A 22,829-nucleotide genomic window follows, 5' to 3' on the forward strand; every position below is an offset into this window, starting at 1 on the left:
CGGCAACAGCGCTGGCCGGACCGGATACCGGAACCGTTAACGCGAGTTGCCCTTGGAACCACGCTAGGCGGGTCCAAGGGCAACTTCTACTGCTTCCGGAAACTGGAGGGGATTACTCGCAGCCGACGCCGTCGCCGTCGCGGTCCAGGTGGGTGCCGTAGCCGGGTCCACCGGCGTAGACGGGAGCGCCTCCGGCGTTACGGGCCGCGGTGCAGTTGGGGTAGTAAACGCTGGCCGGGGGCGCGGGCGGTGCCGGTGCCGGAACCACGGGGGCGGGAACAGCCTGCTGGCGGGCCTGTTCGTCCGCCACTCGCTGCGCTTCCGCCGCGGCTGCCTGCTCGTCGGCCACGCGCTGCACCTCAGCCGCCGCGGCCTCGTCATCAAGGCGCTGCTGTTCGGCTGCTGCCGCGGCTTCCTCTGCCGCTTGCTTGTCCGCAGCTTCCTGGCGCTCGGCAATCAGCTTGATGGAGCTGTCCTTGTCCATCCAGACGAGCAAGCCGTTGTCATTTTCGGTGCAGACATAAACCACGGACTGGGACGTCGGGGTGGCTGACGGTGTGGCTGACGGCGAAGCCGTTGTCGTCGACGGGGATGGGGATGGCGACGGCGTGGCCTTGGCGGATTTGGTGGATGCCGACGGCGAGGGTGTGGGGGTGGCGGTTCCAGCCTGCTTCTGCGTCTGGGTGGCACCGGCGGTCTTGCAGGCTTTATTGGCGATCTGCGTCGCGGTCGGCGTCGGCGTCGGTGTCGGCGACGAGGTGGTCTTGGTCGGCGACGGAGTGGCGGCAGCGGGTTCGGCGTCGCCGCCGCCGCAACCGGATAGGACGACGACGGTGCTGATCGCCAGCGCGCCAAGAGTGAGCACCCGGGAGCGGGCGGAAGATGCAGTGCTGCGGGTCATCGTTGACGCGGTGCGGCGGGCGGGCAAAACAGGCATAGGTCCCCCATGGACAAGACATGAATGTGGATGCAAATGCATCGACCCAAAGGCTACAGGACTTGTGGAGGAGCAATTACCAACCGGAACGGACACCAAGTAGTCCGGTCCGACGTCGGTTCTCTAGCCGATGCCCGGACAGGGCCGTAGCCTCTCTGCACGTCCTGGAGGAGGTTGCGATGGAGTGGATCTGGAACGTTCTCTGGCCCATCGTCGGGGTGCTGATCGGCTTCGGTGCAGGCTGGCTGACCAAGCGGAGCCTGGACCGGCGGCACGAGTCCCGGGCACTCAACGAGCTGGTCACGTACCTGCACCTGAAACGGACGCTGGCCCCGATCGATCCGCAGCCGGCACAGGGCGGACCGATGGAAGCCCGGCACCGGTCCGCCGTGCAGGATCTGCGGGAAAACGTCATGGAGACACTCGCGCATCTCACGCCCGGATCCGGTGCCACCGAGATATTGATGCGGATGTCCGCCGCCAGCAACCGTTACCTGCGCGATGTGGCCGCAGATCCGGGGAGCTACCAGTTCGCGCTGATGGAGCTGCGGCGGAACCTGGACGAGGACCTGCGGATCCTCACCGATGGCCGCCGCGACGTCCAGTACCTCAGCCCCGGTGAAGCCCCGGCCCGCAAGCGGCCGCCGTCGTCGTCGTCCGGAACTACCCGGCCGAGCGGGACGAGCCGAACCCGTCAATAACGAACCCCGCGGTGGCGCGGCCCGTGGCCGCCGCTTCTTCCGGCGAGGAACCGCGGAGCAGCATGCCCAGCACGCCGGTGAAGATCAGCAGCAGGTGGGCCGCCACCGCGCCGGCGTCGTCCGCACCAACAACGGGCACCGCCAGCTCGCGGAAACGGTCGGTGAGCAGCTGCGTATCCTGCGACAGGGTTTCGGCGAGCTGCTGGCCCGGGTCGACGGTTTCGGCAGCGACACCGAGTGCGGCACACCAGCGGGCGGCAGACGCGCCGGACCGGTAGCTGGTCAGGGCGGGAAAGACGGCCAGGAGCCGGTCCCGGTCCGTGGCGGCGGCGTCGATTTCCCGCTGCCAGGCCGCGTCCCAGTTCTGCAGCCGGCGGCGCAGCGCCTCCGCGATCAGGCCCTCCTTGTTGCCGAAATGCGCGTACAGCGTCGCCGGGGCAACGTTGGCGCGCTGCAGGATCCGGTCCACGGGCGTCGCCGCGACACCCTGCGTGAAGGCGAGTTCCTCGGCGGCGTCGAGCAGCCGGTTTCGTGCACTGGGTTGTCCAACCATGCCGACAGCATATAACGTACGTTTCAATGAAACGACCGTTACAGCCTTCTGTTCCAACCGCCGGCCCGCTTTTCGCGGTCGCCGCGGTGACCCTTATCGCCGCGACCTACGGACTGGCACGGCTGGGCTACGGCCTGTTCCTGCCGGCCTTCTCCGCCTCCTTCGAGCTGACCCCGGCCGTCGGCGGGCTGCTCTCCTCCGGCGCCTCGGTGATTTACTGCGTCTCGGCCGGGCTGGGGTTTGCGTACGCGCCGCGGCATCCGCGGCTGATGACCATTCTGGCCGGGTCGACGGCGGCACTCGGCTCGGCCGCTATTGCCGCGGCTCCGTCCACGGGCTTCTTTGCCGCGGCCGTACTGCTGGCCGGGATCGGGGCAGGGTTTGCCTCCCCCGCCCTGGTGGAACTGGTGCAGCGGAACACGAAGCCTTTCTCCGCGGCGAAGCGGCAGTCGGTGGTGAACTCCGGCACCGGCTTCGGTGTAGTCGCAGCCGGGCTGCTCGCACTTCTGCTGGGGCCCGCATGGCGGCTGGCGTGGGTGCTGATCGCGGTGATCGCAGTGGCGGGGATGATCGGCGTGCTGCTTGGGGACGTCTCGCGGAACCGCGGGAACGCGGGTCTTCAAGACAGCAGAGAAGGCGCGGGCGGGAACGACGACGCCGGGCAGCGGCAGCGCAGCGGAAGCCAGCAGCGGGGGCTAGGCCTGGGCGCATTGAAATGGCCGCTCGCCGCAGCGTTCATTTACGGCATCGGCTGCGCCGCAGTCTGGGTGTACGGACGCACCCTGCTCGAGGACCAGGGCGGCATGCCCGTCGCGCTGTCCGCCGGAGCCTGGATTGCCCTTGGCGTTGGCGGCGCGGCCGCAGTGCTGACCGCACCGTGGCTGGCCCGGCACTCGATCCGCCTCACCTGGCCGGTCACGGTGCTGGCCACCGCGGCAGCAACGGCGGGTATGGCCCTCGCACCCGGGAGTACCGGGATCTCCTTCGCCACGGCTGCACTGTTCGGACTGGCCTACACCGCCGCGACGTCGGTCCTCATCATCTGGGCCACCGCCACGGCGAGCAGCAGCGCAGCCGGCACATCGGCCCTCTTCATCAGCCTCATTCTCGGGCAGGCCGCCGGGGCGTCCCTGACCGGCGCGCTCATCGAAGCATCCTGTTTCGGGCTGGCCTTTGCCGTAGCCGCAGCCGCTTGCGGAATCAGCGCTGCCGGGGCCATTGCCCGCACCCGAAACCACGGCACGCCGCAAGCCGACGGACTCCGGGCTGCCCGTTCCGACGCCGCGTCCTGACCGGCCGGCCGGCGCCCGCGGGTTGCAATCCCCGGTGCCAAGCCACCGGGGTCAGACGCTGCGGATATGCTCCGGACGCAGCTCGGCCACGCTCGTGACGCCGAGCAGCTGCATCACGAGGGTCATTTCCGTCCGCAGCAGCTCCAGCGTGCGCTCGGCGCCCTGCCGCCCGCCGGCCATCAGCCCGTACAGGTAGGCCCGGCCGATCAGCGTGAAGTCCGCGCCGGCAGCAAGCGCCGCCACGATATCGCCGCCGGACATGATGCCCGAGTCCAGGATGATTTCCGCCTCGGGTCCGACGGCGGCCCGGATGGACGGCAGGATCCGCAGCGGCACCGGGGCACGGTCCAGCTGCCGGCCGCCGTGATTGGAGACCACCAGGGCGTCCGCGCCGCGGGCCAGGACCTCGACGGCGTCGCCGGGCGTCTGGATGCCCTTGACGATGAGCTTGCCCGGCCAGGTCTCGCGCAGCCAGTCCAAGTCCGCGAGGTTCAGCGAGGGCTCGAACATGGTGTTCACAGTTTCGGCCAGGGAGACCCGTTCACCTTCGAAGTTGGCGAAGCCCAGCGGTTTGGTGGTGAGGAAGTTGAACCACCACTCGGGCCGGTAGGACGCATCCAGAATGGTTTTGGCGGTCAGGGTGGGCGGCATCGTCATGCCGTTGCGGGTGTCGCGCAGCCTTGCGCCGGCCACCGGGGTGTCCACCGTGACAATCAGCGCGCCGTACCCCGCCGCCGCAGCCCGCTGCACCAGCTCCCGGGAACGTCCGCGGTCCTTCCAGAGGTAGAGCTGGAACCATTTGGCGGCGTCGGGCACCGTTGCGGCCAGTTCCTCGATGGAGGCCGTACCCATGGTGGAGAGCGAGAAGGGCACCCCGAAGGCGGCCGCAGCCTGCGCGCCACCCACCTCCCCTTCGGTGTGCATCAGCCGAGTCAGCCCGGTGGGCCCGATGCCGACGGGCATGGCCGACTGGGTGCCGGCGATCTTGGTGCTCAGGTCCACGCTGGTCACATCGCGCAGCACGTGCGGCACGAATTCGATGTTGTTGAAGGCCTCGCGGTTGCGCTGCAGGGCATGCTCCCCGAACGAACCGCCGTCCACGTAGTCGAAGGCTGCGGCCGGGATCCGCCGCTTCGCGATGTCCCTCAGTTCCCAGATGTTGGTGGCCTTGGTCAGGCGGGCACGGCGGCGGTCCAGGTCGAAGGACTGAAACTGGACGAGATCGCGGAGTTCGGAGTACTGGGGAATTCGGCGTTTCATGGCTGCTTTCTGGCTCGGCTTGGCGCCAGTCTAAGACGGCGGGACTGCCATGGAGCAGGAGTTGACCGATCGTTACGCGCAGCCTCAATGCCTTTTCGTTAAACAGCGAAGCCAGCGGAGGATATCCGCTGGCTTCGCTTGCAGCCTTCCACCGACCCCCCACAGGCAGCGGATGCTACAGATACAGCGCGCCGAAACGCGCCGACAAACGGGAACGGAGGCCTGTAGGCCTTCGAGGTGGAGACTTCGGCAGTGACCCCCCAGCCACAGATACACGAAGGATCCACATCGGCCCAGGATCACTCCGTCCGCATTTATGGACTTTTCACTCATGTCTCACACATGTGTGAGACATGAGTGAGACGCTACCACCGCTCGGTGCCCGGGTCAAAGTTGTCCCAGCGCAGTGACGCTTCGAAGAACGCCGCACGAGCACAGGGGTGGAGGTCTAGCGATCCTCGTCCAGGATTTTCGCGATCGCCTTCAGGGCCTCCGGATCGACCGGACCCAGGGCCCGGGCCGCAAAGTTCCGCACCTCGGCGCGGCGCAGGCTGCGGAGCAGCTCCAGCTCGGCTTCGACCCGCTCGGGCAGGTTTCCGTCTTCCTGCAGCAGGTAGTCGGGATCGACGTCGAAGACGGCGGCAATGGCGCGCAGGGCTTCCTCCGGAACCACCTGCTCCTTGCCGGATTTCAGCAGCGACCACCGGGTGCGGGAAAGGTAGTAGCCGGCTTTCTGCGCGCCGTCCCTGATGGCCGGGTAGTCAAAGGGCTTGCCGGAGTCGGACATGATGACGTCCAGCAGGAGATTGATCTTCCGGGCAAGCGTTTCGGCTCGTCGGAGGCCCGCAGCGCGCTCCGGGGGAAGATCAAAATCATTCACGTAGTTCAGCTCCATGTCATAACTGCGAGGAAACAGCAGAAGGTGGCCAGTCCCAGGGCCGCGCCGGACAGCGCTTCCCTCAAGGTATGTTCGCCGAGGGACACCCGGCTGAAGATCATCAACGGCGATAGTATCAACAGCCACGCCCAGCCCGCCCCGTATGCCGCTATTACCCAGAGCACACCGAAGGTCAGCACGGAAACGTGCGCCGAAACGTTGAGCCAGCGCCGGAAGAAGACGAGGCCCAGGTTGCCGAGCAGCAGCCCGGTCACCGTTTCCGGCACCGGTGAGGCCACGGGCAGGAGGTAGCAGACGACGGCGCCGGCGAGCATCAGGGCAGCCACCAGGGCGGCCCGCCAGCGGTCAGGTATCCCGCGGCGCCGGAACAGCCCTTTGGTGCCCTTGTAGATCGCCCCGGGCACAACGACGACGGCGGCCAGAAGCAGGAGCACGCCAACCGGTCCCAGCCCCGCCTCGATCCCCGCAGCAATGATGAGGACGGCCAGCACCAGGGCCGGCGGCAGGATTTTGGAGTACCAGCTAACCGCCGGCGATAGCTGCGCGGCGGGCCGGTGTTCCGTTGTGTTCAATTCTTCTGCCTATCTCGTCAATGATGCGGGTTTCCTCCGGCGACAACAGCCCGGGTTCCAGGACCCGGATGTCGCCGATGAGGATGAACCAGCGGTACAGCTGGGTTTTGGAGGAGCGGGCGGTGAGGGATACGTTGGCCGCTTCCAGGGCCCGGGTGCATTCGCAGGTCTTTATCAGGCGGCGCACGATCGGCCGCAGGGTATCCAGATCCTCAGCACGACGACGGCGGGCGGCGGCGGCGGTTTTGAGGCGGGCGTAGGACGGCACGGCGAACCCGACCGCGAAGCCGAACATGGTCAGCGCCATGAGGATGCGGTAGCCGAGGTAGAGGCCGAAGGATGCCTCAACGCCGGCAAATTCCAGGCCGATGAGCAGCATTTTCACGGACACGGCGCCGACACCAGCCAGGCACCCGGCACTGAGGATACCCAGGCCGATGCCGAATTCCCGGGATTCCCCGCTCTTGTCCCGGCGCAGGCATTTGATGCCGGTGTAGCCGAGCACCAGGCCGATCCAGGCAAAGAAGCTCGCCTGGTACGGGGCGATCGTGGGGATGGACGCGAAGGTGTCGGTGAAGTTGGTGGCGGAGCCCGGGGTATCGGACACCAGCAGCAGGGTCGTCTGAATGAAGGCCAGGACAAGTCCTATGCCGATCAGTACCTTCACGTGCCGACCGCCGTCGTCGTCGGTTCTGCCGGTGGCCTTGAGCAGCAGGCGGCTCAGTTCCGTCATGCCGGCGCCCATGAACAGGTGGACGATCAGGTTGAGCAGGTTCCGCTCCCCCAGCAGGGAATCGACGAAGAGGTAGACCTGGTCAATGTTCAGGGTGGCGCCGGTGGCCACGGCGGCCATGCCGGGCAGGATGCCAAGCTTCCAGCCGAAGCGCAGGCCCACCAGCCGGATGATCACCAGCGTCCAGAGGGCGGCCGCGGGCATCATCTGCAGGGTGATCACAGGAAGGTCCGTTCAAAGGTGCTGGAGCTGCCGCGTTCCCGAGGCAGCAGGGCCAGCGAGAGGAGGTAGGCCACCTGCTCGGCGGCGCGTTCGGTTTCGTTCCAGGTCAGGGACCGCGCGAGCATCCGCCGGATTCCCTGGCGGCTGCCGACGTGCTGGAACACGGACGGCATGGCCGTTTCCACTCCGCCGCATCCCTGGTGGCGCAGGAGGATGTGGCCGAACTCGTGGCAGGCGGCGTGGGTGCGGTGCAGCCGGTTGTCGCCGGAGGGCAGCAGGATGATCGACTTCGTGTCCTTCTCGATCCAGAGACCGGTGACGGAAGGAATCACGGCGGAGTCGATGTCGCGCAGTTCAATGGGTTTTCCGTGCGTTCGAGTCACGGCGGCCAGCAGTTCATCGAAGGTGACGTGCTCGCCCAGGCGTAGGGCGGCGACCACTGCTTTTGAGGTGGCCCGTTCACCGGCGGACTTCCTATAGCGCGTTGTCATTCATTCCCCATCGTTGTTCCACACATCTTTTGCGTGCCTGCCTATGTCCAATTTGTGTGAAGAGACTGCCCCTGACTTTATCGCAAACTGTGGATTGGCCCCGGGGTGGGCTGCCGGGAGCTGCAGCGGTTCGCCGGGCTACCCGACCTGGACGTCTTGGGGCGCAGCAGCTGCCTTCTCCTCAGGCAACCGCTCGAACGCAACGGCGTAGACGTCGGTCCCCCGCTTCCGGGCCCGGATGTTTCGGATCTGCCGGATGACAATGCACCCCACCAGAAGGAGTGCCAGGTAACCGGCAACCGGGTACAGGACGTTGACGAGTTCCGCGAACTGCACCTGCGCCAACAGCACCGCAGCCACCGTGGCAATGAGGGCGAACAGCTTTGCCCGGTTGCTCCTGTCGTTTGTCTCGATCCGGTTGATCGCTGTCCACAGCAGCGGAACGGCCGTGGTGTAAATGCCTGCGAAGAGGACCACCGAGAAGATGCTGCCAGCGCCGGAGAAAATCTGGTTGGCAATCCACAGCATGGGGATTTGCTTGTCATACACGTCACCGATGTTGGCCAGCAGACCGAAAGCCACCACGGCAACCGCCGCCACAAACGTCATGGCTCCGGCCAGTCCGGCGGTGACGGCTTCCCTGTCATTGCGGACTCGTGTGCTCAGGCTTGCAAGGAACGGGACCAGCATCAGGATCCCCAGTCCCGGGTAGTTGAATCCTGACACGGCCCAGTTCGGGGCCGCCTGCAGAACGTCGATGGTGGGGAGGGTATCCGCTGATGCCGCGATGCCCTGCGGGCTCCTGGCGATACCGATGATGCCGACGACGAGGCACAGGGCGACGATAACGGGACCGAGTTTGGACACAATGCCCACCAGGCCATCAAGCCCCATCATCACGGTCAGCAGCACTACCACCGCCATCGCAAGGATTCCCACCTGATTGTTCCAGCCCAAGTGCTCGTTGAGGGCAGCACCGGCCCCGGAGAGCATGACCCCGAACAGGCAGAAGAAGAACAAGGGCGTAAAAACGCCGAAAAATTTGCCGATGTACTTTCCGCAGTAATATTCGAAGATCGCATTTCCGGATTTCAACCGGAGGTTGTGGCCATCGCGGAGAACCACCGCCGTGACGTAGGAATAAAGGCAAAAACTAATCACCAGGGCACCGGCTGCACCGACCGCACCGAAGGACGCGAAGTACTGCAGGGCCTCCTGGCCTGTGGCGAAACCGGAGCCGATCAGGTAGGCGAGGATTGCCCCCATCATGGTGATGACCGTGCCGGCACGAACGCTTTTGGATGCTGTCTGAGTCATTCGTCCACATTATGACAAGCGTCACGGTGCCCCGCGTCGCTTCGGGTGTCAGGGCATCCGGATTCAGCGGGTTTGTATTTCGCTCAAACTTCTGTTAATTGGAACGGCCTATTAAAAGCAAATTGCAGGGGCGGAGATCGTTAAGTGTTTGTAACATGACTTATGGTTGCAAGAAGCGCTTTCCGGACTGCGGATCAGGGCAGCAGCAGGGCAGCAGCAAAGGTCAGGCAGCCGGCGATGTGTCCGGCCAGGACCTGCGTGGGGGTGTGGTCGCCGAGCTTCACCCGGGACCAGCCTGTGGCCGAGGCCAGCAGCAGGGCCAGCGCCGCGCCGACCGCCGGGATGGGCGCCAGCAGGGCCAGCCCGACGTAGGCGGCGACGGCGGAATGCACCGAGAGCTTCCACACCAGGTTCGCCGCCAGGCACAGCATCATGCCGATGAAGACGCCGCCGATTTCGCCGAACATTGCGGCCGGGGCGTCCAGCAGGACCAGGAGCAGTGCGCCGATGCCCAGCGACACTGCGGAGGCGGCCAGGATCGGAGCGCGCTGGGTCCGGACGCCCACGTGATGGTCGGTCACCCTGCCGCGCCGCTTCAGCACCAGGATCCCGGCGAAGGGCAGCCCCACGGTGAACAGCGCCGCGACGATGCCCTGCAGCCAGGTCACGCCCGGGCTGAGCAGGGGCTGCAGCAGCAGGAGGATTCCCACGAGGACGGCCGGGGCGGAGGCTTCCGTGACGATGCGCGCCAGGCGGGTGGAGGTGGTGGCGGCGCGTGATGCGGGCGGTGCGGTGGGCTGCAGGGTTTCGGACATCCGTCGATTCTACGGGGGCGGGGTTGGCGTTCGAGGCCGCGTCGTCCGGACAGGCACCTGCCCTGCCATCAGCTTCAGGTCGATGCCGGCCGAATTGAGGAACGGATAATGACGGGCATTTCTATGAGATGCTCGCCGCGCTCTTCACCGTTCAGGAGCAGTTGGACCGCGCGTGCACCCATTTCTTCATGGGGAAGCCCGACGGTCGTCAGGCCCGGGCGAAGGTAGGAGGCGATTTCGTCATTGTCGAAGGAAACAATCGAGACATCGTCCGGCACCCGGAGGCCCCGCTCGGCGAGTGCCTGATACGCCCCGAACGCCAGCCTGTCGTTAAGGCAGACGAGTGCCTTGAGGTTCGGCATCTCATTCAGCAGGGCATTCACCGATGCGAAACCATGGTGAGGTTCCCAATCCCAAATTGATTCCTCCCGATCAAAAGACAGTCCCCTATCTTTCATCTCGGCCCGGATTCCGGAAATCCGACGCGCAACGGTCGTTGACCGGAAGACATCCCGTTCCGTCAGCTCGTTATGCCCCAGAAGGACGATGCCCGCAGCGTGGCCGGCGTCTCCCAGGAGGGAGACCGCCGCGCGACCTCCCCGTTCCTCGTCAGGCAGAACCGACGTTGCATAGTGTTCATTGATGGCATTGAGCAGCACCACCGGTGTGTTTCCCTGCAGGTCGGGAATGAACAATTCACGTGCCCGGGTTGTGGCAAAAACAATTCCGTCCACCTGCCGATCGAGCAGGGCGGCGATAGCTTGGGTTTCACGCGCTGGGTCCCCGCCGGTCTCGGCCAGCAGGATGACGTGGCCCGCTTGCTGTGCCGCTGCCAAAGCTCCCTTGATGAGTCCGCCGGCGAAACGCGTTGTGGCAACAGTGTCCGAAACAAAACCGATGGTCTGCGTCTTATCTATCCGCAGGCTGCGTGCCGCTACATTCGGCCGATAGCCGAGCTCGGCGGCCGCCCGGTTGACCCTGTCGTGGGCGTCTTTGGACAGCCTGGTATCTGGACGCCCGTTAAGAATCAGGGACGCTGCAGAAGATGATAAACCTGCCCGACGTGCGACGTCGGCAAGGGTCACACGCTTAGTGGTGGCCACATTTCCTCCTGGCTTGAATGCTAACGCTCCATAACTACTTGGAAAACTCACTTGCGCTATTGGCCAGCACGCCACAGGCTATGTGCTGAATGGATTTAGCACTGTGGCTAAATGGCAGCGAATCGAATCATCGACAAAGGAGTCAAGCATGTATTCATCTCTGTGGCGCGCCGGGCGACGTCGTCCCATTGCCGTAGTTGCCTTCATGGCCGCCGCCGGTATCTCCCTCGCCGGATGCGCTCCGGGCAGCAGCGGACCGGCTGCCGATTCTTCCGATGCCAGCGTTGACGTGAACACGGAACTCACCTCCGAAGAAGTCACCATCACGATCGCCGACGAGACGGGCTTTCCCGTGACTGACAAGCTGGCGGAGGAGTTCACCAAGCAGCACCCCAACGTCACCTTTGAGGTCACGCGTGACACGTTCCAAAACCTCACGGCAAACGCCCCCAAACTGCTTGCCGGGGACAACCCGCCCGACCTGATCCGGTTGCCCACCATCGGCGACACTGCCCGTGACGGTCTGCTCGCCAACCTTGATCCGTACGCCGAGGCTTACGGATGGGACGCCTGGCCGGAGTCGCAGCTGGCACCGCTGCGCATGAACGACGAGGGCACGCGCGGTTCCGGGCCCCTCTATCAAGTGGGTCTGGGCTACAGCGTTACCGGCATCTTTATGAACACCGCCAACGCCGAGAAGCTGGGTATCGATGGTCCTCCGCAAACCATGGCCGAGCTCGAAGAGGATCTGGCCACGGCGAAGGCCGGCGGAGTCCAGCCCATCATGGCCGGAGACAAGGACGGCGTGGTGAACTTTGCCATTCAGGCGGCCATGAACCAGTACGCGGACAAAGAGGAATTCCTCTCCTGGATGTTCAATGAACCCGGCAGCTCGTACGCCACCGAAGGCAACATCGAGGGCGCCGAAGTGATCCGCACCTGGGCTGACAAGGGATACTTCCCCTCCGACATCAACGCCATCGACTACTTCACCTTCGTCAGCCGTTTCTCTGAAGGCGACGGCCTCTTTGCTTTCAACGGCAACTGGGAGGCAGCCAACTACCAGAAGGCCCTGGGCGACGACGTCGCCTTCTTCCTGGTCCCGCCGGTCGAGGAGGGTGGCGACCACGTTGCCATGGGAGCCGCCAACTCGTTCTCCGTAGCGGCAGGCTCCGATGACCTGGACACCACCACGTACTTCCTCGACTGGATCCACACGGACCCTGCAGCCCGCCAGATCATTTCCGACGTCACGGGTGCCTCCCCCGGCGGCGATCCGTCGCTGGAACAGCCGTCTGTGGAGGAAGGATCGCTGATCGCTTCCGCTCTGGAGATGGCTGCCCAGGTGGGTGAGGAAAACGGCCAGGTCGACTTCATGTCCAACACCACCGCCGGCATTTACGCGGGGTCCATCATTCCTGAGTCACAACTGCTGGTGACCAGCGAGATCACCGGTGAAGAGTTCGTCAACCGCGTACAGGCGTTCTACGAGAGCGAAGTGAGCGACTAATGCAGAAGGCCGCCACCGGTCCTGTCCGCCGCCGTTCCGGCGGTGGCGAACCCACAGCCGCAGATATGACGCCGACAGGGCCGGTAGTGGCCGCCACCAAACAGAGCAAACGCAAACCGCTGGGCCGCGCCGGCTACGTGGCATGGCTGATGCTCCTTCCCGCCCTTGCCGTCTACATCGGTTTCGTCATCGTTCCACTCGCCATGGGGCTGCAGTACTCGTTCTATGACTGGAACGGTGTCGGCGTCTCCACCTTCGTGGGCCTGGGCAATTACCTCCAGGTCTTCACGGATCCCGCCCTGCTCGGCTCCATCCTGAATGCGGTCACGCTGATTATCTACTTCACCCTCATACCCATCGGTGTGGGGCTGATCCTGGCCAGCCTGATCAGGTCGATGCGGCAGGGCCTGCTGTCCTCCGCGGCGCAGACCATCCTTTTCCTCCCCCAGATTGTGCCGCTGGCCGCCGCCGGCATTGCCTGGTCATGGATGTACGCGCAGACCGGCACGGTCAACCAGTTCCTCAGCGCCGTCGGCCTCGGCGGCATTACCAGGTCCTGGCTGGCCGACTACGGCACGGCGCTTCCCGCCGTCGGGCTTATCGGCTCCTGGGTCCTGACCGGGCTGTGCACGGTGCTGCTGCTGACCGGCATCGGAAAGATCGACTCGTCCCTTTATGAAGCGGTCCGCTTAGACGGTGCCGGCTGGTGGCGGGAGTTCTTCACCGTGACGCTGCCCGGACTGCGGCAGGAAATCGCCGTCCTCGCGACACTGACCATCATTGCCGCCTTGAGCAGCTTCGACATCATTTACACCTCCACGCAGGGCGGCCCCGGCCGCACCACCCTCGTCCCGGGCATCTCGATCTTCCGGATCGGATTCACACAGAGCGACGTCGGACTGGCCTCAGCGTTCGGCATTGTGCTCATGGTGCTCGTCCTGCTTGTGGTCCTTCCCATCCAGCGACTTTCGAAAGTGAACGACTGATGCGTACCAGCCGCAGTGAACTGATACTCGGCCGGCTGCTGCTTGCGGTGGCTCTCATCCTGACCCTGCTGCCCCTGATCAGCATGCTGTCCGCGGCCCTGCAGCCGGCGGATCGGAATCCCACCGGCATTGTCTGGCCCACAGACCCGCAATGGGGGAATTTCGTCACGGCGTTCGAGGTGGGGAACGTCTGGCGGCTCATGAAGTCGAGCGCATTCATTGTTCTGGGAGTGGTGCCGGCGTCCATGCTCATCGCCACCCTCGCCGGTTACGCCCTCGGCGCGCTGGCCCCGAAGGGCGGCCGGGCAGTCCTGATCTTCTTCATTGCAGGCCTGACCATCCCGTTCGAAGCGCTGATCATTCCCCTGTACTACCAGTCCCAGTCCCTGGGCACCCTCAATACGTCCTGGGCCGTGATCTTCCCGCTTCTGGGACTCTTCATGCCCTTCAGCGTCTTCTGGATGCGCGCCCACTTCATCAATGTGCCCCGGGAATTGTCCGAAGCCGCCCGCGTGGACGGCGCATCAGTCCTGCAGGAGTTCCGGCAGATCCAACTGCCCCTGGCCCTGCCCGCACTCTCGGCCCTGGCCATCCTGCTGTTCCTCTGGACCTGGAACCAGTTCCTGCTTCCGGTGGTGCTCATTGCCGATCCGCTGGACCGCACCGTGGCCGGAGCGCTCACCTTCTTCCAGGGGCAGTATTCCCTGAGTATCCCGCTCCTGAATGCAGGCGCCCTGCTCATCATCACGCCCGCCATCGTGGTGTTCCTCATCTTCCAGCGCCAGTTTGTCCGCGCCCTGCTGCAGGGCGCCGTCAAGGGTTGATACGGCACCTCTTACCGAACTAAGGATCCGCACCATGAGCTTCACCCGTACCGACCACTGGGTCTGGGACTTCTGGCACGCCACCGACGGCGTCGAAGACTACCTCTACTACCTCCACGCGCCGAAATCCCTGCTGGACCCGGACCTTCGCCATCGGAACGCGCGGATCGGGCTTGCTACCTCCGTGGATCTCGAACGGTGGGTGGACCACGGCGTCGTACTTCAACCGGGACGAACCGCCGACTTCGATGCCAGCGCCACGTGGACCGGCAGCGTTGTCCGCGCCGACGACGGCTCCTGGCACATGTTCTACACCGGCACCCGCTTCCTGTCCGCCGATGCGGTGACCAATGTGGAAACGGTAGGCCGGGCCGTTTCCACCGACCTGATGTCGTGGACCAAGCAAGCGGGATACCTCCCGGCAGATCCCCGCTGGTATGAAACCCTCGGAGACGACACCTGGCACGAAGAAGCCTGGCGGGACCCGTGGATCCACCGCGATGCCGACGGACTCTGGCACATGCTCCTCACCGCCCGGTCACGGGCCGGTTCTGGACGGGACCGCGGAGTCATCGGCCACGCCACGTCAACTGACCTCCAGCACTGGACGGTCCAGCCTCCGCTCAGCGAACCGGGCGCCGGGTTCGCGCATCTCGAGGTGATTCAGCTGGTGACCATCGAAGATCGGCCTGTTCTGCTCTTCTCCTGCGATACCGCCCATCTGGCGGGCCAGCGGGAGGCTGACGGGGTCCAAGGCGGGATCTGGGCACTGCCCCTCGATACCGATTTGCTCGACCAGCCCATGGATGTTGCCTCCGCCGTCCAGCTGACAACCGAAGACCTTTATGCCGGCCGTGCCGTCCGCACCAGGACCGGTGAGTGGGCGCTGATGGCGTTTGAGAACGTCGACAGCGACGGCACCTTCATCGGAGGGATCTCGGATCCGCTGCCCCTGGAATGGGCGCCTGACGGGTCTCTCTCGCTCGCCCGGACGGAGGTCGGCGCATGAGCGGGATCCACGGGACGGTGGAGGAACGGTTCCAGCCGGTGCGGGAAGCCTTCACCACTGCCTTCGAGGGACGGCCTCGGATGGGCGCCGCCCTGGCGGTGCACCATCGGGGACAGCCGGTGGTCGACCTGTGGGGTGGAGTGGCGGACGCACGCAGCTCCGCACCCTGGACCAGCGATACGTCCACGGTGGTCTTCTCCTGCACCAAGGGGATCATGTCGCTCCTCATCGCCCGGCTGGTCGAGGCCGGGAAGCTGGATTACGAGCTGCCACTCACCGATATCTGGCCCGAGTTCGGCGCCAACGGCAAAGACACAGTAACCGTCGGTGATGCACTCTCCCACCGGGCCGGGGTGTCAGCCCTCCGGACATCCGTCGGGCTGGCGGAGGCCCTCGACTGGTACGCCATGACCACCCTGCTCGCGGAACAGGAACCTCTGTGGCAGCCCGGCTCCGGCTACGGGTACCACGCGCTGACGCACGGCTGGCTCAGCGGCGAGATCATCCGCCGCGTCACCGGGAAGATGCCGGGGAAGTTCCTCGCCGAAACGCTGGCTGATCCCCTGGGCGCTCATCTACGCCTGGGCGTGCCAGTCGACCACCAGACGAACATCGCCCACAGTGAAGCAGCGGAAAGTCTGCGCGAGTCGGTCCGCGCTCAGCAGGCCGAGGGCCGGCCGGGTGAACCGAACTGGCCCAGCGCCGCGATGACACTCGGAAGTGCCTTCCCCCAGGAACTAGTGGGCTCGGATGCCGGTTTCAACCGTCCCGATGTCAGGGCCGCGGAATTCCCGGGTGCCGGTGCTGTTGCTACTGCCCGGGGTCTGTCCGCCGCCTGGTCATCTGCCATCCATGACACCGACGTCACCAGCCGGTTGGACCCCGCGGTGCTCAAACAGGCCACCGAGGTGCGCAGCGAAGGGGAACCCGTGTTCCCCGCACCCGCTCCGTGGCCGCGCTGGGGCGCCGGATTCCAGCTGGATTCGGGTGCGCGCCGCTACGTCTCGGTGGAGGGGTTCGGGCACGACGGTGCGGGCGGCCAAGTGGCCTTTGCCGAGCCCGGACTGGACCTCAGCTTTGCCTTTGTCACCAACTGGATGGAAGCCGGGGACGATGACCGGGCTACCCGCATTGTCGATGCGCTCCGGAAAGTGGTGGAGCGCTAGCGCGTGGGGTGCGCCGAGCGCGCCGTCGTCGTTAGTCGATGCCTTCCGGATGATCGGGCAGGTCATGCAGTGTCCGCCGCCGCGGCCGCGACCGAGTTCGGCCCCGACAATCGGGATCACCTCGACGCCGGCGTTCCGCAGCGCCGCATTGGTTGGTCTGGGTGTTGCTGTCATTCCCGGTCGGCAAGGTGGACACGGTGTTCAGCTGCATCACTGCCGGTGTCATGAAAGGAAGGAATCAGTACTAACTTTCCCGAGAGCGGGCGCGACAATGAGGCATGGATGAACGCGGCGGGCTACTTAGAGCAGTGAAGGTGTTTCACACGTTTGCGTGGGTCACCATTGAAAGCTGCATGCTTTATGTTCTGGTCGCCGGCATCCGGAAGCGGTCTGACCGGAGAGCAGGAATCGCGGCCGCTGTGGTTTCCATGGAGGTTCTGGTCTTCGCCGGCAACGGATTTCACTGCCCGCTTACGGCGGTGGCACGAGATCTCGGAGATAGTTCCGGGTCTGTCACCGACATCTATTTGCCTCAATGGCTGGCCAGAAATCTCCCCGCCATCCACGTCCCGCTCATCATTGCGGCAGTGGTCCTTCACTGGCGGAACGTCTCGGCCCGGAAAGCTGCGGATAGAAACATCGAGCCGGTTGCCGACACTGCCGGTGCTGCCCGAAGTCTGCCGGCTAGGTAAACCCATGGGCGACGCCGGCGAGCTCGAGGTGACTATGCCCCGCCCGCGCCGCCGTCGTCGTCGGCCGACGAACCCACCGGACGCGCGCCGCCGTCGTCGTCGTCGAGCCCATCCCGGATGATCGGGCAGGTCATGCAGTGGCCGCCGCTTGGCGACGAAGTCCGCGTGGTCGCGCTGGACGATCCACCCACATGACGTCGTCGAACAGCAGGTCTTCACGGTTGGTCGGCGTGAGCCGTTCGTGGGTCAGACCCGGGGCACAAACCAGAACCTTGCGCAGCTTGCCCACCTCCGGGTGCATACCGCAGGACGCGGCACGCCCTCTGCTCAGAGCGCTATCCAGCCTCTGGTCAGGGCGAGCACGCCTGCAACGGCTCCTGCCAAAGTAATGAGGAAAAGAACCAGCTCCCCTCCCCGGAAAACGCGCTGCCCTTGTTCACGGCGGGCAATCACGAACAGGACGGTGGCGGGGGCGTAGAAGATCATCGAAAGCAGCACCAGGGGCAGCCCGGCGGCATAGACCAGGAACACTGAATAAATGGTGGCGACGACGGCAATGGCCAGGTCGCCCCGCCGGGTGCGGCTCGGGGCTCCTTCATACGTTTCCCCGCTCCAACCGAGCTTGAGGGCGTAGAGGGCCGCGAAAAGGAGGGAAAACAACGTCAAGACCGCGGTCATGTCCAGTGCGAAGTCGAAGGCGTCCCCGGAGAAGTAGGTGATGACCATTACCAGCTGGCTGAGCAGGGTGCTCAGCAGCAGGGCGTTGACCGGGACATCGTCCTTACTGACCCGGGACAGGAACCGCGGCATGTCCTTCTCCGTGGCGGCCACGTACAGAACCTCCGCTGCCATCAGGCTCCAGGCCAGGTAAGCCCCCATCACCGAAATGATCAGGCCTGCGCTGACGAACACCAGCCCCCAGGATCCCACCCCGGCCTCCAGGACACCCGCCATGGATGGTTGGCGCAGCTCGGCGAGCTGTTCCATCGGCAGGACGCCGTAGGAAACGATCGTGACCGAGGCAAAGATGGCAAAGACGCTCAGAAATCCGAGGACGGTTGCCCGGCCAACGTCCTCCCGCCGTCGGGCATGGCGCGAATACACGCTGGCACCTTCGACACCGAGGAAAACGAAGACCGTCACCAGCATCGTGTTGCTGACCTGCTCGAACAGCGGCCCCGTATAGTCCGCACCGGTAAGGTTTCCCGCGAAGACGGCTGGGTCGAACAGGAAGACAGCAAACAGCACGAAGACCAGGATGGGAACAACCTTGGCGATCGTGACTATCCGGTTAATGGCCGTGGCTTCTTTGATGCCGCGCCTGATCAGGAAGAAGAATCCCCACAGCCCGGCCGAGGACAGCACGACGGCGAGGAGGGTGTCCCCTGCGCCCAGCTGCGGAAACAGGGCTCCCAGCGTGGACATGGTGAGCACCCAGTAGGTGACGTTTCCAACACAGGCACTGGCCCAGTAACCCGCTGCGGAGAAGAACCCCACGTAGTTTCCGAAGCCGGCCTTGGCGTAGGCGAAGACCCCCGCATCAAGCGCTGGTTTGCGCATGGACAGCCGCTGGAACACGAAAGCCAGCATCAGCATGCCGGAACCCGCAATCAGCCAGGCGACCAGCGCACCCCACACCCCGGTTTCCTCGGCGAAGCGCCGGGGCAGGGAAAACACCCCGGCCCCGACCATGGACCCGATCACCACAGTGGTGAGGGTCAGCAGGGAGAGTTTGGCCGCTGGGGCTTTGTCCCCTGAAGCAGGCGCATTAGACACGGTTCTTTTCCAATCGGATGTTGCGGCCACTGAGGCAACACCGCTTAGACATCTGTGGAGGGACAGACCGCTTCCTGCGGAGGCTCCTCCGTCAGCGGCTCACCACAATCCTCTCAGAGGGAGACGGCAGGGTCCGAATCGGCGGCCAGCACCTCGAGACAGTTGCCGAAGGGGTCCCTGCAGTGGAAAGGCGTGCACCCGTCAAAGGCGGTGCGTTCGCTGGAGTCCACGTCGAAACCGTGGCCGGGGCCGCGGTCACATGCCAGCCGCGGCACGCCGCCGTCGTCGTTAGTCCAAGCCGTCCCGGATGATCGGGCAGGTCATGCAGTGCCCGCCGCCGCGGCCTCGGCCGAGCTCGGCCCCGACAATCGGGATGACCTCGACGCCGGCGTTCCGCAGCGCCGCGTTGGTCTGGGTGTTGCGGTCATAGGTGAACACCACGCCCGGTTCCAGGGCGACGGCGTTGTTCGCACTGTCCCACTGTTGCCGTTCGGAGGCGGAGTAGTCGCCGGCGGTTTCCACCAGCCGCAGCTTTTTGTAGCCCATGGATTCGGCCACCACGTCCACGAAGCGGCGGTCGCGGTGGTCCCGCACCTCCAGGCCGGGGCTGCGGTCCGAGGGGTGGATGGTGAAGGCGTGGATGCCGTCCACGATGGCCGGGTGGATGGTGGCCAGGTCCCGGTCGGCGAAGGTGAACACGGTGTCCAGGTGCATCGCGGCCCGCAGCTTGGGCATGCCGGCCACCACGATCCGCTCGGCGGCCTCGGCGGCAAACAGCGACTGCGCGAGCTGGGTGATGGCCTGGCGGGAGGTGCGCTCCCCCATGCCGATCAGCACGGTGCCGTTGCCCACGGGCATCACGTCCCCGCCTTCCAGGTAGGCCTGGCCCCAGTCCTGTTCCCCGTCGCCCCACCACACGGTGGACGCCGCGTACTCGGGATGGAACTTATAGATGGCCTGCATCAGCAGGGTCTCGTCGTGCCGGGCAGGCCAGTACAGCGGGTTCAGCGTCAGCCCGCCGCCGCCGACCCAGCACGTGGTGTCCCGGGTGTAGAGGGTGTTGGGCAGCGGCGGCAGCAGGTACTCGGGCCGGCCCGAGGATTCCCGGGCCAGCGCAATGTAACCGGTGCGGTAGTCGGCGGGAAGGTCCGACGTCGCGAGCCCGCCGATGAGGTACCGCGCCAGGTCCGCGCCGGTCAGTGAATCCAGGAAGGCCCGGGTGCCGGACACCAGTCCCAGTCCGACCCGGTTGGCGACGATTTTCCGGTCCAGCAGCCAGGTCCGTGCCTCGGGCAGGTCCATGGTCTGGCCGAGCAGGTCGTGCAGCTCCACCACGTCCACGCCGTGGTTTTCCATCTTGGTGACGAAGTCCGCGTGGTCGCGCTGGGCGTTTTCCACCCACATCACGTCGTCGAAGAGCAGGTCTTCCCGGTTGGTCGGGGTGAGCCGTTCGTGGGCCAGGCCCGGGGCGCAGACCAGGACCTTGCGGAGTTTGCCGACCTCCGAGTGCACCCCGTAGGTGGCAGCGTTCGGGGTGGAGGTGGGGGAAGGCATGGGGAACTCCTTTATCAGCAGGCTTACCAGCATCCTTGCAGACGGAGGGGCGGGGGCCGAATCGGTGACGGATGCCACCCTCGAGGTCAGGACCGGGGCGGCGTGCCTGGCGGAACTGCACCACTCCCCCGCAGCAGCCTCAGCACCTGCAATCCGCGCCGCACCGATTCCTCATCCAGCGATGCCAGCGACACGTTCGGTCGGCGGGTGGTGAACTTGCTGGAGCGCAGGTTCCGGCCGACGTCGACCAGCCCCGGCGTGTTTTCCAGCTCGCTCAGGAAGGCCTCGATCGCGGTGTCCGCCGGCCACTCGTCGTCGGGCAGCCGCGTCATCGGGATGAGATTGAACTCCACCGAGGCGCCTTGCCCCGAGAAGTGGAACAGAGACACCGTACCGAGCCGCCTCCCCTGCGCGTCGTGGATCTTTAGTCCGCCGGACGGGCTGACCGCACTGGAGCCTTCAAACTTAAGCCCAAGGGCGGTGGCCTCTTCGACGATGGCGACGAAGTTCGTGACCGACGCCGGTTCGTTCGCTTCCAGCCACTCCCGGTATGTCTCTGCATCCCACACTGTCCGGTTCTGGGCGGCCGATGCCGACTTCGCATCCGCTAGTTCCTCGCCGTAGGTCTGGGCCATCAGTATCTCGATCGAGCCCTGCCTGAGCCGGGCGTATTCGATGGCGATGATCGACGTTTCCGGTCCGGACATGGCGTTGAGGTATTCGGTCATCCGCTTCAGCGGCTCGTTGATCGCCTCGACAGCCAGGACAATCCGAAACCGGCCCTGCTCGAGATTCCGGGCGACGGCGTCCCGCAGCCGGACGCCGTCCTCGTCGGCAGGGAACGGTGATCGACTGGTCCGATCCTGCCAGCGGGCATCGAAGTCCTCGATGCCCATCTTCCACAAACGCGAGGCATAGTCGAACATCTGGCCCACAATCTCGCGCCGTATCTGCGGGTTGCTGGCGAGCTTGCACTCCACGAGCGTCACCTGTCCGTCGGCATCCACAACGACCACGTCGGCCGGCCCGGCTGCCGATTGGAACTCCCGGCAGGTCACGGCGTCGGCGCTGACGCCCGGGATGAGCTCCGGGTGCTCGGCGAGGATCTGCTGCAGCTCCGCTTCGGCGGCATACCCGGCGGGGTCCGGCTCGCGCCACGTGCCGTCCGGCTGCCGGATGAGGATCTGTCCCATGTCCCCGGTTTACCCGGCTTCGTCGGCCAGCGTCCAGATCTGTTTGAGCGGAAGTTCGCGTCGCACCCGGGCCGGGAGGGAGCCGTAGTGCTCCTGCAGCTGCGCCACCACTTCATCAGCGTCCCAAACCCGAATGGCAAAGCGTTGGGATTCCAGCAATTTCCTGGCCTGTCTGGTGAGACCGCCCCACGCTATGAGCAGGCCCTGGTCCGCGCCGTGGATTGCCAGCGAACCGTGCAGCTGCGAGACGGTAGGCGAATCCACCGGCGATGCCTGGCTTTTCACTTGCACAATCAACCGTGGCGGTTCGAGGCCGAGGATTCCTTTCCCCGCCACAATGTCGATCCCATCGTCGGTTCCTTCACCGTGCTCAGTGCACACGTAACCCGCGCTCCGGAGGATATCGGCGATAAGCCCTTCCATCTTGTGTCCGGAGAAGGCCTCGATGAGCCGGCTCGCAATGGAGTCAGCGGCGTACCGCGAGACATCCACCGGGGGTTCTACAAGTTCGGGGTCATCCATCCGGACTGAGGGAGTTGAGGGGGTCGGAACAAGTATGGGTTTGGATGAACCCACGCGCGCCCCTGGATCGGATCCTCCTGAAATGCACGCGCGAAGCCGGTATTCGGCGTCGTTACGCTGGATTTGGCAAACCGTAGAGAAGGCACCGAGGGAGTACAGCAGGTCCTGCTTGATCCGCGATCGGGCGAGATCGGTGACTTTCCACGTCACCCGGCGCACATGCCTGCGCTGAGGGTCCGGATCGTCTAAGTAGGTGTACTCGCTGTCGATGCTGCCAATGGCGACCTCCGAGGTTCGCTTCAAGGGCATCACAACCAAGTCGCCTATTTCCATGCGGTCCTTCAGCGCCCACAGCTGTGCCGCGAAATTCTTCACAGCGCCGCTCGAGCTGTTGGGAATACCTTGGCTCACCTTGCGCGCCACATCTTCGCGAGTGACGCAATCGGTTAGAGAGTCGACGTCGCCATACCCAGCGCCCGTGTAACCGTTATCCAAGGCCCATTGTTCGCGCTCTCCCGCGCTGCCAGCCCTCACCATCCATGCCGTCATAGAACCACCTCCCCTAGCTGTTACCGTCGAGGCAGTCTACGGGAAGTTGAACGAACCACAGCCGTCGTGCATGTGGGTACCGATCGTATTTGTGCTATTAACGCTCCTTCGCCGCGCTCTTATAAAGGGGACGTTAATTGCATGCCGAACACCC

Annotated in this window: 22 protein-coding genes and 2 pseudogenes; 8 read left to right on the forward strand and 16 right to left on the reverse strand. The window is 65.1% G+C overall.

The annotated features are described in order from the left end of the window. Nucleotides 1-112: 112 nt before the first annotated feature. Nucleotides 113-937, reverse strand: a complete 825-nt coding sequence (locus LOC56_RS12835; protein WP_229952626.1) for an excalibur calcium-binding domain-containing protein — start codon at nucleotides 935-937, stop codon at nucleotides 113-115. A gap of 179 nt (nucleotides 938-1,116) precedes the next feature. On the opposite strand from LOC56_RS12835, the gene LOC56_RS12840 reads away from it, so the two are divergent. Beyond that, nucleotides 1,117-1,638 carry a hypothetical protein gene (locus LOC56_RS12840; RefSeq protein WP_229952627.1) on the forward strand — a complete coding sequence of 174 codons (522 nt, stop codon included), beginning with the start codon at nucleotides 1,117-1,119 and terminating at the stop codon, nucleotides 1,636-1,638. On the opposite strand, the gene LOC56_RS12845 is transcribed toward LOC56_RS12840, so the two are convergent. Next, nucleotides 1,601-2,191: a TetR/AcrR family transcriptional regulator gene (locus tag LOC56_RS12845; protein ID WP_229952628.1), complete on the reverse strand. Its 591-nt coding sequence runs from the start codon at nucleotides 2,189-2,191 to the stop codon at nucleotides 1,601-1,603. The genes LOC56_RS12840 and LOC56_RS12845 overlap by 38 nt on opposite strands. Nucleotides 2,192-2,217: 26 nt before the next feature. Between LOC56_RS12845 and LOC56_RS12850 the strand changes: the two genes are divergently transcribed. Next, entirely contained in the window at nucleotides 2,218-3,483 is a 1,266-nt protein-coding gene (locus LOC56_RS12850) for an MFS transporter (RefSeq protein ID WP_229952629.1), read from the forward strand. A 51-nt stretch (nucleotides 3,484-3,534) separates the two neighbouring features. Here the strand turns inward: LOC56_RS12850 and LOC56_RS12855 are convergent, their stop codons facing one another. The 8 genes from LOC56_RS12855 to LOC56_RS12890 form a co-directional block, all read right to left on the reverse strand. Then, nucleotides 3,535-4,743: an alpha-hydroxy acid oxidase gene (locus tag LOC56_RS12855; protein ID WP_229952630.1), complete on the reverse strand. Its 1,209-nt coding sequence runs from the start codon at nucleotides 4,741-4,743 to the stop codon at nucleotides 3,535-3,537. A gap of 448 nt (nucleotides 4,744-5,191) precedes the next feature. Further along, the gene (locus LOC56_RS12860; protein ID WP_229952631.1) at nucleotides 5,192-5,638 is read right to left on the reverse strand and encodes a hypothetical protein; all 447 of its coding nucleotides are present in this window, start codon (nucleotides 5,636-5,638) and stop codon (nucleotides 5,192-5,194) included. Next, a complete protein-coding gene (locus tag LOC56_RS12865; RefSeq protein WP_229952632.1) occupies nucleotides 5,629-6,213 on the reverse strand; it encodes a hypothetical protein in 585 nt (194 codons plus the stop codon). The genes LOC56_RS12860 and LOC56_RS12865 overlap by 10 nt, the downstream gene beginning before the upstream one ends. Beyond that, nucleotides 6,164-7,168, reverse strand: a complete 1,005-nt coding sequence (locus LOC56_RS12870) for a hypothetical protein (protein WP_229952633.1) — start codon at nucleotides 7,166-7,168, stop codon at nucleotides 6,164-6,166. Before LOC56_RS12870 ends, LOC56_RS12865 begins: the two co-directional genes overlap by 50 nt. Further along, entirely contained in the window at nucleotides 7,165-7,659 is a 495-nt protein-coding gene (locus LOC56_RS12875; RefSeq protein WP_229952634.1) for a hypothetical protein, read from the reverse strand. The genes LOC56_RS12870 and LOC56_RS12875 overlap by 4 nt, the downstream gene beginning before the upstream one ends. Before the next feature lie 138 nt (nucleotides 7,660-7,797). Continuing rightward, entirely contained in the window at nucleotides 7,798-8,976 is a 1,179-nt protein-coding gene (locus LOC56_RS12880) for a YkvI family membrane protein (RefSeq protein WP_229952635.1), read from the reverse strand. A 194-nt stretch (nucleotides 8,977-9,170) separates the two neighbouring features. Continuing rightward, nucleotides 9,171-9,791, reverse strand: a complete 621-nt coding sequence (locus tag LOC56_RS12885) for a phosphatase PAP2 family protein (protein ID WP_229952636.1) — start codon at nucleotides 9,789-9,791, stop codon at nucleotides 9,171-9,173. Between the two features lie 74 nt (nucleotides 9,792-9,865). Then, nucleotides 9,866-10,894, reverse strand: a complete 1,029-nt coding sequence (locus LOC56_RS12890) for a LacI family DNA-binding transcriptional regulator (RefSeq protein ID WP_229952637.1) — start codon at nucleotides 10,892-10,894, stop codon at nucleotides 9,866-9,868. A 148-nt stretch (nucleotides 10,895-11,042) separates the two neighbouring features. Between LOC56_RS12890 and LOC56_RS12895 the strand changes: the two genes are divergently transcribed. The 5 genes from LOC56_RS12895 to LOC56_RS12915 all read left to right on the forward strand — a co-directional run bounded on the left by LOC56_RS12895 (nucleotide 11,043) and on the right by LOC56_RS12915 (nucleotide 16,389). Next, on the forward strand, nucleotides 11,043-12,404 hold the full coding sequence (locus LOC56_RS12895) for an ABC transporter substrate-binding protein (RefSeq protein WP_229952638.1): 1,362 nt from the start codon (nucleotides 11,043-11,045) through the stop codon (nucleotides 12,402-12,404). 65 nt (nucleotides 12,405-12,469) lie between these two features. Further along, a complete protein-coding gene (locus tag LOC56_RS12900) occupies nucleotides 12,470-13,390 on the forward strand; it encodes a carbohydrate ABC transporter permease (protein ID WP_442860106.1) in 921 nt (306 codons plus the stop codon). After that, nucleotides 13,390-14,214, forward strand: coding sequence for a carbohydrate ABC transporter permease (locus LOC56_RS12905; protein ID WP_229952640.1), 825 nt, complete (start codon nucleotides 13,390-13,392; stop codon nucleotides 14,212-14,214). Before LOC56_RS12900 ends, LOC56_RS12905 begins: the two co-directional genes overlap by 1 nt. A 34-nt stretch (nucleotides 14,215-14,248) precedes the next feature. Then, the gene (locus tag LOC56_RS12910; protein ID WP_229952641.1) at nucleotides 14,249-15,223 is read left to right on the forward strand and encodes a glycoside hydrolase family 68 protein; all 975 of its coding nucleotides are present in this window, start codon (nucleotides 14,249-14,251) and stop codon (nucleotides 15,221-15,223) included. Further along, entirely contained in the window at nucleotides 15,220-16,389 is a 1,170-nt protein-coding gene (locus LOC56_RS12915; protein WP_229952642.1) for a serine hydrolase domain-containing protein, read from the forward strand. The genes LOC56_RS12910 and LOC56_RS12915 overlap by 4 nt, the downstream gene beginning before the upstream one ends. A gap of 45 nt (nucleotides 16,390-16,434) precedes the next feature. Here the strand turns inward: LOC56_RS12915 and LOC56_RS12920 are convergent. Next, nucleotides 16,435-16,542: pseudogene (locus LOC56_RS12920) on the reverse strand (arginine deiminase family protein); the annotation flags it as partial. A 125-nt stretch (nucleotides 16,543-16,667) separates the two neighbouring features. Here LOC56_RS12920 and LOC56_RS12925 point away from each other — a divergent pair. Continuing rightward, on the forward strand, nucleotides 16,668-17,081 hold the full coding sequence (locus LOC56_RS12925) for a hypothetical protein (RefSeq protein WP_229952643.1): 414 nt from the start codon (nucleotides 16,668-16,670) through the stop codon (nucleotides 17,079-17,081). Between the two features lie 141 nt (nucleotides 17,082-17,222). On the opposite strand, the pseudogene LOC56_RS12930 reads toward LOC56_RS12925, so the two are convergent. The 5 genes and pseudogenes from LOC56_RS12930 to LOC56_RS12950 form a co-directional block, all read right to left on the reverse strand. Continuing rightward, a pseudogene (locus LOC56_RS12930) lies at nucleotides 17,223-17,382 on the reverse strand (arginine deiminase); the annotation flags it as partial. Between the two features lie 26 nt (nucleotides 17,383-17,408). After that, complete coding sequence (locus LOC56_RS12935; RefSeq protein WP_331460946.1) at nucleotides 17,409-18,857, reverse strand: basic amino acid/polyamine antiporter; 1,449 nt, start codon at nucleotides 18,855-18,857, stop codon at nucleotides 17,409-17,411. A 288-nt stretch (nucleotides 18,858-19,145) separates the two neighbouring features. After that, nucleotides 19,146-20,411: an arginine deiminase gene (locus LOC56_RS12940; protein WP_229952644.1), complete on the reverse strand. Its 1,266-nt coding sequence runs from the start codon at nucleotides 20,409-20,411 to the stop codon at nucleotides 19,146-19,148. A gap of 86 nt (nucleotides 20,412-20,497) precedes the next feature. Further along, complete coding sequence (locus LOC56_RS12945) at nucleotides 20,498-21,604, reverse strand: hypothetical protein (protein WP_229952645.1); 1,107 nt, start codon at nucleotides 21,602-21,604, stop codon at nucleotides 20,498-20,500. Between the two features lie 9 nt (nucleotides 21,605-21,613). Further along, nucleotides 21,614-22,675, reverse strand: coding sequence for a restriction endonuclease (locus tag LOC56_RS12950; protein WP_229952646.1), 1,062 nt, complete (start codon nucleotides 22,673-22,675; stop codon nucleotides 21,614-21,616). Nucleotides 22,676-22,829 lie beyond the last annotated feature (154 nt).

The sequence above is a fragment of the Arthrobacter sp. zg-Y179 genome, from assembly GCF_020907345.1.
GTDB classification, from domain to species: domain Bacteria; phylum Actinomycetota; class Actinomycetes; order Actinomycetales; family Micrococcaceae; genus Arthrobacter_B; species Arthrobacter_B jinronghuae.